The sequence below is a fragment of the Streptomyces sp. NPDC001941 genome (assembly GCF_040296945.1).
In the GTDB taxonomy this organism is placed as follows: Bacteria; Actinomycetota; Actinomycetes; order Streptomycetales; family Streptomycetaceae; genus Streptomyces.
On record NZ_JBEOYE010000171.1, the window covers coordinates 1 to 11293 of the forward strand.

An 11293-nucleotide genomic window follows, 5' to 3' on the forward strand; every position below is an offset into this window, starting at 1 on the left:
CCTTCGCCCGCTCGCGGCGCGTCGCCGCCGCGCGGTGCCGGGGACGTGGCGGAACCGGCCCCGCGCGGTGCCGGGGACGCAGCGGAACCGGTTCCGGGCGCCGCGGCGCGCTGGACGACCGGGGGAGCGGGCTCCGGGGCCGCCTGGCCGCCGCCGGACGGGCCGGACGCCTCCGCGGCAGGGGGCGGTACGGGCACGGGCGCGCCACCGAGGAGCGGAGCCTGCGGTGTGGGCGAGGACGCAGGCGTGGGCGGTGTCGGTGTCGGTCCGGCCGGGGATCCCGGTGCGGGCCGGGGCGCGGCCTGCGCCTCGCTCAGCGCGCGCTGGATGTCGGCGGGGGACAACGGCGGTACGGCACGGGACGCCCGGCTCCCGGGCACCTGGGCGCTCGACGGCAGGGCCGACATCGGCGCGCCGAGTCCGGTACGGGGCCGGGGCGCGGCCTGCTGGGGGGCGCTCCGCCCGGGTGTCTCGGGGCGAGGCTCCGAACGACGGGGCTCCGAACGACGGGACCCTGCCTGGTCGTTCGCCGCGGGTGTCCGCGAACTCCGGGGCGAGGCATCGGTGTCGGTCTCGGACTGCCGCTGCACGACCGGAAGCGAGGGGTTCGGGGAAGAGGCCGGAGCGGTGGTGGGGGAGGTGGGCTCGGTGCCCAACGGCGTTGCGGTGGAGGGCAGTCCGGACAAGGGGGCGCCCAGCGCGGCACGTCCGGGAGCGCGCTGGACGGAAGCGTTCCCCGACGCGGGCGCCGACGGGGACGCCGAAGGGGCGGAGGCGGGAGCCCGGGTGACCGGCGCGGCGGGTGCGTCGGGCGTGCCCTGTCGGACGGGGGCCGGGGCCTGGGCGGGCTTGAGCACGGTGACCTGGCGCCGGGGCGGCTGCGCCGCGACCCGGGCCACGGTCAGGGGCCGCCCCACCGTACGCGCCCGGACGGCGGGCCGGAGGTCGTTCGCGGCGCCGGAGCCGGTGGAACCCGTCCCCGTCCCCGTCCCCGTACGTGTGCCCGTCCCCGTACTCGTACGCGTACCCCTGCTCGTGTCCGCACCGGAACTCCCGGACGCCGGGCTGCTGTTCCCGCCGCGCGAGCGCCCACTGCCGGAACCCCGCTCACCGGCGGAGGTTCCACCGCCCGAGCCGCCGGCGGCGGGTGCGCCGGCCGCCCGCTGGACCGGAGGCGTGCCGGTCCCCGGGACCACGGCCACGCGCCGCACCACGGGGGTCAGGGGCGCGCTCGTACGGGGCCGGGGCGCGTCCGGGGACACGGCGGAACCGGCCCCGGGCGTCGCGGCGCGCTGGACGGCCGCGGGGGAGGTGTCGAGCACGGCGGCCGTGTGCGCGCCGCTGAGCCCACGGGTACGCGGCGCGTCGCCGCCCCGCGCCGGATCCTCGGCGGACCGGGACACCACGACGGGCGTGGACGCCCCGGGGGCGGCGGGCGCCCCGTCATCCGTGCCGGGCGTGCCCTGCGAAGTCCGGGGGGCATCGGGTGAGACGGCGGGCGCCGGGGTCCGGCGCGACGGGCCAGGGGACTGCCGCGAGGGCGCGGACGTACCGGCCGCGTCCTCCCGGTCCGTTCCGGAAGCATCCGAAGCAGTCACCGAGGGGCGGGAGTTCGGCCCCGTCTTCGCGGCGGCGCCGCCCGCCGCTGACGGCTTCCGCGGGCCCGGGCGCACCACCCGCTGCACGGTCTCCGAGGAGCCCGGGGCCGGCTCGGGGCCCTCCTCGCCCCCGGCGCGGACCGCGCGCAGCAGCAGCGGACCGCCGCCGCTGTGCGTGGGCGCCGTGGTGGCGGGACGGGTGACCCCGCCGACCAGGCCGGCCGGCGCGGAGGGCAGCAGCGCGTGCCCGAGGCCCTGGTCGAACGTCGGGTTGCGCCAGGAGGCCAGCGTCGAGCGGAAGGCCAGGCCGTCGCTGACGCCCAGCGGCGCGCGCGAGACGGTCAGCGGGGGCGCCGACGTCCGCCGCCAGCCCCCGTCCCAGCCCGCGGGCACGCCCGGGCCGCCGGAGCCGCGCGGGACGTCCGGGGCGTCGGCCCCGGACGCCGCCGGCTGTGCCGCTCCACCGGGTCCGTCCGGCACGGCGGCACGCCGACGCAGCCTGTCCCGCCATGCCATGTGTTCAACCGCCTTCGTTCATGCGGGTGTTGATGCGCGCGATCTCCGCCACCCACTCCTGGCGCTCGCCGTGGGTGAGGTCGAGGATCTCGTCGCGCTGCCAGTGGAAGTGGTAGGCGATGTACGCGATCTCCTCCCGCAGCCGGGGGAGGGCGTACGTCATGATTCCCCCAGGCGCCCACCGGAGAGGTCCACCTCGAAGGCGCCCTCGCAGTGCGGGCAGGTGACCGCGGCGCGGGTGTGGCCCTCGCTGTTGACGCGACGGTAGAAGTCCTGGAGGAACGCCACGTCGGTCGCGTACATCCGCTCCACGACCCCGGCGTGCACGTCGGTGATGGTGCCCAGCCGGGTGATCACCTGGCTGAGCAGCACCACGCTCAGGTACGCCGGGTTCTCCTTGACCCGCAGGTCGATCTGCGGGCGCAGCTCGTCGCGGGCGGTGGCCAGGCGCATGGCACCGTGCCGGTGCACGGTGCCCGCCTCGTCCACGTACCCGCGGGGCAGCTCGAACTCGAACTCGGTGCGCAGGCCGCCCTCCTCGCGGGGCGCCGCAGGGGCGGCGACGGGTGCCGCCGCCACCTGCTCCTGGGGCGCCGCCGCCGCGGTGGGCGCGGTGACCTGGAGGAGTTCGTCCAGGTTGCCCGCCGTGACCGTACGGCGCCTCATTCGACGACGATCTCCTCGAACACGATGGTCACCGTCTCGGTGGCGGCCGAGGACTCGCCCGCCTTCAGCGAGGGGCCCTCCCACTTGGAGGCCCAGCCCTGCATCAGCTGGATGCGGCGCACCGTCTCGCCGGTGGTGTCCTTGATCTCGATCGTGATGTTCTGCCGCGCGGCCTCGACGGCGCCGTTGTTCAGCGTCTCCTTGATCCACGTGGTGAACTCGCTGCTCTTGTCGAGCCCCCGCGTGATCGTGATCTCGCCGGCCTGCCGCGCGCCCGGCTGCTTGCGGATGATCTGCTTGCCCTCCGCGGTCACCTGCCGGACCTCGACGACCTCCTCCTCGACGGTGAAGCCGCTGATCTCCTGGATCGACTCGACCAGGTAGCCACCGAGCTGCACGCCGAAGATGTGGGTGGAAAGAGCATCGCCCTCTGCCATGACTGTCCGTCACCTTTCCTTGCTGGTAAGAGATGTGGCGCCCGAGCGGATCACTCGTCGACGAGGCTCGTGGAGTCCGAGAACTGGGCGAGGCGGAAGACCACGAACTCGGCCGGCTTGACCGGCGAGACGCCGATCTCGCAGACCACACGGCCCTGGTCGATGGACTCCTGCGGGTTGTTCTCCCGGTCGCACTTGACGTAGAACGCCTCGGCGGCGGTGCGGCCGAACAGCGCGCCCCGGCGCCACTCCTCGGTGAGGAACGCGGTGACGTTGCGCCGGATGCTGGACCACAGCCGGTCGTCGTTGGGCTCGAAGACCACCCACTGGGTGCCCAGGAGGATGGACTCCTCCAGGTAGTTGAAGAGGCGGCGCACGTTGAGGTAGCGCCAGGCTGGGTCGGAGGACAGGGTGCGGGCGCCCCAGATCCGGATGCCGCGGCCCGGGAAGGCGCGCACGCAGTTGACGCCGATCGGGTTGAGCAGGTCCTGCTCGCCCTTGCTCAGGCGCAGCTCCAGGTCGATCGCGCCGCGGATGACCTCGTTGGCCGGGGCCTTGTGCACGCCGCGCTCGGCGTCGCTGCGGGCCCACACACCGGCGACGTGACCGCTCGGCGGGACCATCGCGTTGCGCCCGGTCGCCGGGTCGAAGACCTTGACCCACGGGTAGTACAGGGTGGCGTAGCGGGAGTCGTAGCCCGCCTCGTCGTTGCGCCAGGTGCGCACCTGCTGGGCGTTGAGCCCGGGCGGGGTGTCGAGCACCGCGACCCGGTCGCCCATCTGCTCGCAGTGCGAGATGACGGCGAGCTGCACCGCGCGCACGCCCTCGGCGTCGATGTCGCCGCGCTGGAAGGCGCTCATCAGGTCGGGGACCGCGACCATGGTGATCTCGTCGATGGTCTCCAGGCCGCCGAAGCCGGTGCGGGCCGCCGCGTCGCCGACGTACTCCGCCGGGTCGAGCCGGGCGACGTCGCCGCCGGCGGTGGCGGGCGCGGCCGGGGCGTCCGGCACGGCCACCGTCTGCGCGGCGGGCCGGGTCTGGGTGGCGCCCTGCTGCTCGGTGACCTCGATCAACTTGGAGGCGCGGACCTGGTTGAGCAGGTAGCCCTTGACGTTCTTGCGGGTGGAGGCCTCGTAGGTCTCGGCGACCTGCTCGCCCTGGCGCACCAGCAGCTTGAAGCGGTCCTCCGGCGGGTTCTCGCCGTCGGCGTCCGCGACCTCGACGCTGACCCCGCTCACCCCGGGCCTGGCGGCGATCAGGAAGCCGCCGAACTCGACCGGCTGCGCCGCGCGCTGCTGCGGGCGGCCGTTGGAGGACGCCGGGGCGGAGCTGTCCCCGCTCGAACCGCCGATGCGCACGATGTACGCGGCGCCGCCGCCGTTGGCGAAGTAGCCGTACACGGCGTGCGGCAGGTAGGTGCCCTCGCCGAAGCCGCCGAAGCGCTGCGTGTACTGGTCCCAGTTGGTGACCAGGGTGGGCTCGTGGAACGGCCCGTCCGCGGCGAAGCCGACGAACGCGGCGACTGCGGTGCCGACGCCCTCGATGGGGCGAGCACCGGACTGCACCTCCTCCACGTACACGCCTGGGGTGAGGTACGTCGGCATGCTCGCTCCTTCGCGTTCCTGCGTTTGGGGTCGGCCGATCGGGTCACACGGGGGTCGTCGATCGGGTCACACGGGTCGGGGCGGACGGTCCGGATGCGGACGGTCCGGGCCCCGCCGACAGCCTTTCCGGCCGTCGGCGGGGGTGGGAGGGACGTCCGGACCAGGCAGGGGGCAGTCGCGCTGCCCTCGCGGTCGTCCCTCAGGCGTCCGTGACGGCGGCCAGGTGCGGCCCGAACTCGCCCTCCAGGAGCAGCCGTCCGAGCTTGCGGTACTCCTGGGCCACCGCCGTGACCACCTGGGTCATCGTGAGGGGCTCCCCGGAGGCAGCCGCGGCGTACGCGGCGGACACCGCGCACGCCCGGATGGAACCGCCGGCCAGCTCGAAGCGCTCCGCGCAGAAGTCCAGGTCCACGTCCTGCGCGCGCGGCAGCCGGCCGCCCAGGCACTGCTCCCACAGCGCGCGCCGGTGCGCGGCGTCGGGCACCGGGAAGTCCGCCACCACGTCCAGCCGCCGGGTGAACGCCTCGTCCAGGTTGGCCTTGAGGTTGGTCGTCAGGACCGCGATGCCGTCGAAGGACTCCATGCGCTGGAGCAGGTACGCCGACTCGACGTTGGCGTGCCGGTCGTGGGCGTCCTTCACCTCCGAGCGCTTGCCGAAGATGGCGTCGGCCTCGTCGAACAGCAGCACCGCGTTGACCGCGGACGCCTCGGTGAAGATGCGCTCCAGGTTCTTCTCGGTCTCGCCGACGTACTTGTCGACCACCGTGGACAGGTCCACCACGTACAGGTCCATGCCCAGGTCGGCCGCCACCACCTCGGCGGACATCGTCTTGCCGGTGCCCGAGGGGCCCGCGAACAGGGCGATGACGCCGCGCCCGCGCCCGCCGCCCGGGCGCATGCCCCACCGGCCGAGCACGTGGTCGCGCAGCCGGGCCCGCACCGCCAGGTCGCGCAGCCGACGGTGGGTCAGCGCGGGCAGCACCAGGTCGTCCCAGCCGACGGCCGGTTCGACGCGGCGGGCCAGCCGGGCGAGCCCGGCGCCGTTCTGCGCCCGTACCGCCCCGCGCAGGTCGTCGGCGCCGACCGGGCGGTCGTCGAGGGCCGCGGTGCGCACGGCCGCGTCGGCGGCGCGCCGCAGCTGGCCCGCGTCGAGGCGGTGGGCCGACACCGACTGGGCCAGCGCGTCGGTGTCCGCGCCCGCGCCGCCCGCCCGCTCCAGGGCGTGCCGCCAGCGCACCGCCTGCCGCTCTGGCGTCGGCGCCGCCACCCCCAGCGTGACCGGGGTGTCGGGCGCCCACGAGGGCTCCCACCCGTCGGCGCCGTGCGTGAACAGCGGGACGCCGCGCAGCACCGCGCAGAGGGTACGCAGCAGGTGGGCCCGCTCGTCGGGCTTGTCCGGCAGCGCCTCCAGCGGCCCGAGCACCACCCCGGCACCGGTGAGCCCGGCCTCCCTGGCCGCGGCCCGGGCCAGCACGGCCACGTCCGCCGCGCGGCGCGCCAGCACCGCCGCGTCCAGGCCCAGCGCCCCCAGGCCGCGCTCCCGCAGCGCCGCCACCGCCAGGCCCTCGGGGTCGCCGCCCCGGGCGCGCAGGTGGACGTGGCCGCCGGTGCCCCGGACGGCGGCCGACGCGTGCCGCAGCTCCTCGGGGTCGGCCGCCGGGTCGGCGTACGCCCGGGTGAGGACGTCCGCCAGGCGCGGATCCGGTGCGGTGTCGCCGAGCAGGTGCGCGGTGACGCGGTCCGGGACGGCCAGCACCCGGGAGAGCGGGGGCCGTTCGGGCTCGGTCACCTCGACCAGGCCGCCCGCGACCAGCGGCGCGGCGGGGGAGAGGCGGAACCGGGCGGCCGAGGTGCCGTCGTGGCCGCACAGCTCCAGCGCAAGGCCCACCGTGGGCCTGCGCCGGGTCAGGTCGTCGTTGAGGTAGCCGTACAGCCGCTCGAAGCGCGCGTCCAGGTCCGGCGCCAGCGCCACCAGGAGCAGGTCCACGTCGAGCGGTGAGAGGCCGAAGGCGGCCGCCAGGCCGTCCAGCGGCGAGCCGGGCGGCGGCGCGTCCGCGTCGGGCACGGGCAGCGCGGGCCCGGCCGGGTCGTCCAGGATCCGCCCGACCGCCTCCGGGGTCAGGTACTGCCCCCGGTAGGGGTCGTCGGGGTCGGGGTCGCCGGCCCGGCGCAGCGCCACGGCCTCCCGCACGCGCTCCTCGACCAGGCGGAGCCTGGCCCACGGGTGCGGCGCGGCGGGCGCCGGCGCGGGCGGCTCCACGGTGTACGTCACGGCTGTCGTTCTCCTCGCCGGCGGCGCGCGGGGGCCGCGCGCCGCTCTCGCTTGCCGCCGAACCCCTCGCCCGCGGGATCGACGATCCCGCTGTAGCGCAGTCGGCGCGCGTCCTCCGGCTCCTCGGGCTCCGCCGCGTGCGCCGCGGCCCGGACCGAGAGGCCCTCCGTGACCGGCGGACCGACCAGCTGGGTGAGCCCGGCCAGCGGGGCGACCACGCGGACCCCGAGCGAGGGCTTGAGCTCCCCGCCCAGCGCCGACCACACGTCGGACGCGGCGGGCGCGTCCAGACCGGTGCCGCCGCCGTCCAGGTCCACGATCAGGCCCAGTTCGGCCAGCGACCCGGTCAGCAGCTCCGGCGGCAGGGTGTCCGTGGACACCACGGTCGCCAGGACCTGCGACAGCAGCCGGTGCTCGTCCTGCGGCCGGCTCGCCCAGGCGGTGACCAGGTACGTCAGGTCGAACCAGCGGGCCGGGCCGCGCCGCGCGACGACGAAGCCCTCGTCGTCGTACAGCTCCTGGGTGCCGCTGCCGCGCCGCCGCGAGTCCTCGCGGATGTCGTACAGGAACACGCAGACCGTCGGCGCGCTGCGGCGCGCCGCCCACTCGCGGGTGGGCGCGTCGAAGACCACCTCGACGCCCGCCGCCTCCAGGCCGGACCCGGCCAGCAGGCGGCGCAGCGCCTCGTCCACCTCGTGGATCACCGGCGGGTCACCTCGTCCGGCGGCTGCACGCTGCCGTTGACGACCAGGAAGTCGGTCTTCACCGGCGAGAAGCCGGGGCCGCGCGCGGTGATGGTGCGCGGTCCCGTCTGGTCCTTGTACAGGATCAGCAGCTGGCTGATGAAGGTGCCGTCGGGCCCGGGCACGCTCGGCGCGGCGGCCGCGGTGATGCCGGGCTTCCAGCTGAGGCGCACCGGTACGCCGGGCGGGAAGTCCTTGCCGCGCACCGAGGTGACGAAGCCGGGCTTGCCGATCGGCGGTACGGCCACGATGCGCGGCTGGAGGATTCGCAGCCGCTGGCGCGCGCGGTTGTCGCCGGGGTCGGCGTCCGTGCCGGTCGTGGTGAGCCGCCCGGTCACCTCGGTGGTGAGCGCCCGGTCCGGGTTGAGGACGACCTGGAGCACGGTGCGCGCGCCGGGCGCCAGGTCCGGCAGGGCGCACAGGCGGGAGGCGTCGCAGCCGGGCGGCATCCCGTTGGTGCGCATCCCGGACGGCAGCCCGATCCGCAGCCGCAGCCCGGTCGCCAGGGCGTTGCGCCCGTTGGACACGGTGTACGTGACGACGACGCGCCCGCCGACGTAACCCGGGTTCGGCCGGGCCGACACGCTCACTCCGGGACCGGCCTCGGGGGTCGGCGGCGGGGGAGGCGGCGTGGGCGTCGGGGTCGGTGTCGGGGTGGGCGTGGGGGTCGGGGTGGGGGGCACGGGCTTCTCGCGCACCGGCACCACGGTCCGGTCGGTGTTGTCGGTGGGGGTCGGGTCGATGACCGCGCCGGTCACCGACCAGTCCACCGGCTGGTCGCCCGGGGTGACCCCGGTGAAGGTGACGTCGACCGGCACGGTGGTGCCGGGCGGCACCACGCCCAGGGTGCAGGTCAGCGCCGCCGGGTCGCAGGTGGCGCCGGGCGCGGTGATGCCGGTGACGGTCACGCCGACCGGCGGCGAGACGGTGAGCCGGGTGCCGGGCGAGGCGGCCGGGCCGTGGTTGACGACCTCGACCCGCACGGTGGTGGTGTCGCCGACCGTCACCGGCGGCGTGGTGTCGGGCGCCCGCACCGCGAGGTCCACCGATTGCTGCACCGTGGGCTCCTTCTGACGCCCCGGCAGATCCGTGGTGAGGCCGGTGAGTTCGCCGCTGTCCACGTTCACCACGGACAGCTTCTCCGGGCTGTTGGGGGCGACCGCGGCGCGCGAGCTGAGCACCAGGTTCTTGCCGTCCGCCGTCCAGGCCGCGTCGCGCGGCTGGAACGGGCCGGTCGCCGTGGTGTCCGGCAGCTCGCGCCCGCAGGCGCCGGGCAGGTCACGGGCGGCGGCGGGCAGCAGGACGCGGCAGGAGGAGTCGCCGCCCAGCGAGACGAGGAGCAGGCCGTTGCGCTCGTCGACCTTGCCGGCGCCGTTCTTGCGGTTGAGGGCGACGGTGAGCCCGTCCGGCGAGAACGCCGGGCTGTCGTCGATGACCTCGCAGCCGGCCGGGCAGTTCGCCGCGCTCAGGTCGCGCTGCTCGCCGAGCCGCTCCACCGGCACGGTCCAGACGTGCTTGTTGCCGCCGTTGCCGTTGATGACCTGGCTGCGGGTGAACGCCAGGGTGGTGCCGTCGGAGGACCAGGTGGGCTGGGCGTCACTGCCCTGCGCCTGCCCCGCGGGCGGCACGACCTCGCCGCGCAGCGCGCCGGAGGCGGCGTCCGCGATGAGGATCCGGCCCGGGCCCGAGGCCTGGCCGACACCGCCGGGGGAGGTGCGGGTGAAGGCGATCAGCTTGCCGTCGGGGGAGAACGTCGGGTCGGTGTCCCAGTCCTTCGCCCCGCGCCCGGCCAGCGGCATCTCGACCGGGTTCGTGCCGTCCGCGTCCGCCGTGTAGATCTTCTCGACCCGGTTGCCGTCGACGGTGGTGAAGCGGGTCAGCACCAGCCGCCGCCCGTCGGGCGTGTAGTTCTGCCGCTCGGTCCACGGGTCGTACTTCGCCGGGTCCGTCGGCTGGAAGAGCGGGTCCTTGGCCGGGTCGGTGTTGGTGTCGGCCGCCGGGTCCTCGTTGAGGATCTCCTGCCCCAGGTCCCTGGGGTCGGAGCCGTCCGCCCGGACGTCCTGGAGCGTGACCGTGTGCGCGTTCTTCGCCGTGACGCGCTCCACGACCACGTCGCCGCCTGTCTGCGGGCCCAGCCAGGTCGGCGGGCCGACCTCGCGGTCCTCGTTCAGCAGGAACTCGGGCTCCTGGTCGGAGTGCGCGGTCGTGCGGTAGACGTGGTCGTAGTCGCCCTCGCAGGTGCAGGTGACCTCGGGGCTGAGGAACACCAGCCCGTCCCCGTCGGGCAGCCACGATGCCCCGTGGGCCCGCCAGTCGGTGTACGCGCCGCCGAGCAGCGGGCCTCCCGCGCCGGTCTCCGCGTACGCGTACCGGATGCGCTGGCCCGCGCCGGTCGTCGCCGTGTACGCGACGACGTCCCGGTTCTCCGCGTCGTCCACCGGGTTCCACACCGGCTCGGTCGCCGTACCGGCCGCCGGGTCGGTGACGCGCTTGGCGGCGCCGCCCCCGAGCGGGCGCGCGAACACCTGGAAGCCGCCCTCGGCGTCGCTGCTGTAAGCGATGCGCGCGCCGTCGGGGGAGACCGTCGGGTGCTCCTCGCTGGCCGGGGTGTCGGTCAGCCGGGTCAGCCCGCCGCCGTCGGTCCCCACCTGCCACAGGTCGCGCTGGGTGCGCCCGCCCCCGGCGTCCTGCGCCGAGTCGAAGACGACCGCGGTTCCGCCGGGTACGAGACGGGGATTGGCCGCGTCCATCCCCGAGGTGAGCTTGCGCACCGAGCCGTCGGCCGCCCGCAGGTAGACCTGCGGCCTCTTCTCGTCGCGGCGGCTGGCGAAGACCAACTGGTCGCCCAGGGCCGCCGGTTGCGTGTCCAGGTGCGCCACGCCCTCGCCGAGCAGCGGGGCGCTGGTCGTCTTCGACGACACCTTGCCCAGACTGCGGTGCCGGGTCCCGGCGTACGCGATGCGGGTCTCGCCGGCGTCCGCCGCGGCACGGGTGCCCGCCTGCGCGTCGTCCGGTCCCGAGGCCGCCGTCACCGCGATCAGGGGGACGAGCAGCAGCAGCGGTGCGGCCGTTCTCCCCCAGCGGTGCCGCCGATCGCCGGAGCCACCCCTGCCGATCAAGGCCCACCTCACAGTCCGGTGCAGTTGACGTACCACTCCTTCACCCTGCGCGTCGCGCGCGCCTCACGACAGGGCCCGGGGGCCGCACCCGGGGGAAGCGGCGGGTGCGCTTAAGGGCAGCGGCGGGGCGGCCGTCCGGCCGCCCCGCCGTACCGGCGGTGTCAGATGAGGCCGTTGCGCAGTGCGTAGCCCACCGCGTGGGCCCGGTTGCGCAGTTGCAGGCGGGTGATGACCTCGTGCAGGACGTTCTTGACGGTGCGTTCGGAGTAGGCGGTCTTGCGGGCGATCTCCGCGGTGTCCAGGCCCTCCGAGACCAGGCGCAGCATGTCCGCCTCGCG

The 11293-nt window shown here is 75.7% G+C and carries 8 protein-coding genes and 1 pseudogene; all 9 read right to left on the bottom strand.

What is annotated here, in order from left to right; translation table 11 throughout:
* A pseudogene (locus ABT160_RS45215) lies at positions 1 to 2114 on the bottom strand (hypothetical protein); the annotation flags it as partial.
* A 4-nt stretch (positions 2115 to 2118) separates the two neighbouring features.
* Positions 2119 to 2277 carry a DUF6760 family protein gene (locus tag ABT160_RS45220; protein WP_351655783.1) on the bottom strand — a complete coding sequence of 53 codons (159 nt, stop codon included), beginning with the start codon at positions 2275 to 2277 and terminating at the stop codon, positions 2119 to 2121.
* Positions 2274 to 2780, bottom strand: coding sequence for a hypothetical protein (locus tag ABT160_RS45225; RefSeq protein ID WP_351655785.1), 507 nt, complete (start codon positions 2778 to 2780; stop codon positions 2274 to 2276). The genes ABT160_RS45220 and ABT160_RS45225 overlap by 4 nt, the downstream gene beginning before the upstream one ends.
* On the bottom strand, positions 2777 to 3217 hold the full coding sequence (locus tag ABT160_RS45230; protein WP_351655788.1) for a phage tail protein: 441 nt from the start codon (positions 3215 to 3217) through the stop codon (positions 2777 to 2779). The genes ABT160_RS45225 and ABT160_RS45230 overlap by 4 nt, the downstream gene beginning before the upstream one ends.
* 50 nt (positions 3218 to 3267) lie before the next feature.
* Entirely contained in the window at positions 3268 to 4821 is a 1554-nt protein-coding gene (locus ABT160_RS45235) for a phage tail sheath family protein (protein WP_351655791.1), read from the bottom strand.
* Positions 4822 to 5020: 199 nt separating this feature from the next.
* Positions 5021 to 7093: an AAA family ATPase gene (locus ABT160_RS45240; protein WP_351655794.1), complete on the bottom strand. Its 2073-nt coding sequence runs from the start codon at positions 7091 to 7093 to the stop codon at positions 5021 to 5023.
* A complete protein-coding gene (locus tag ABT160_RS45245) occupies positions 7090 to 7797 on the bottom strand; it encodes a Pvc16 family protein (RefSeq protein ID WP_351655797.1) in 708 nt (235 codons plus the stop codon). Before ABT160_RS45245 ends, ABT160_RS45240 begins: the two co-directional genes overlap by 4 nt.
* The gene (locus ABT160_RS45250; RefSeq protein ID WP_351655800.1) at positions 7794 to 10955 is read right to left on the bottom strand and encodes a hypothetical protein; all 3162 of its coding nucleotides are present in this window, start codon (positions 10953 to 10955) and stop codon (positions 7794 to 7796) included. Before ABT160_RS45250 ends, ABT160_RS45245 begins: the two co-directional genes overlap by 4 nt.
* 161 nt (positions 10956 to 11116) lie before the next feature.
* Positions 11117 to 11293: response regulator transcription factor (locus ABT160_RS45255; protein ID WP_351655803.1), on the bottom strand; the 177-nt coding region annotated here is incomplete at its 5' end.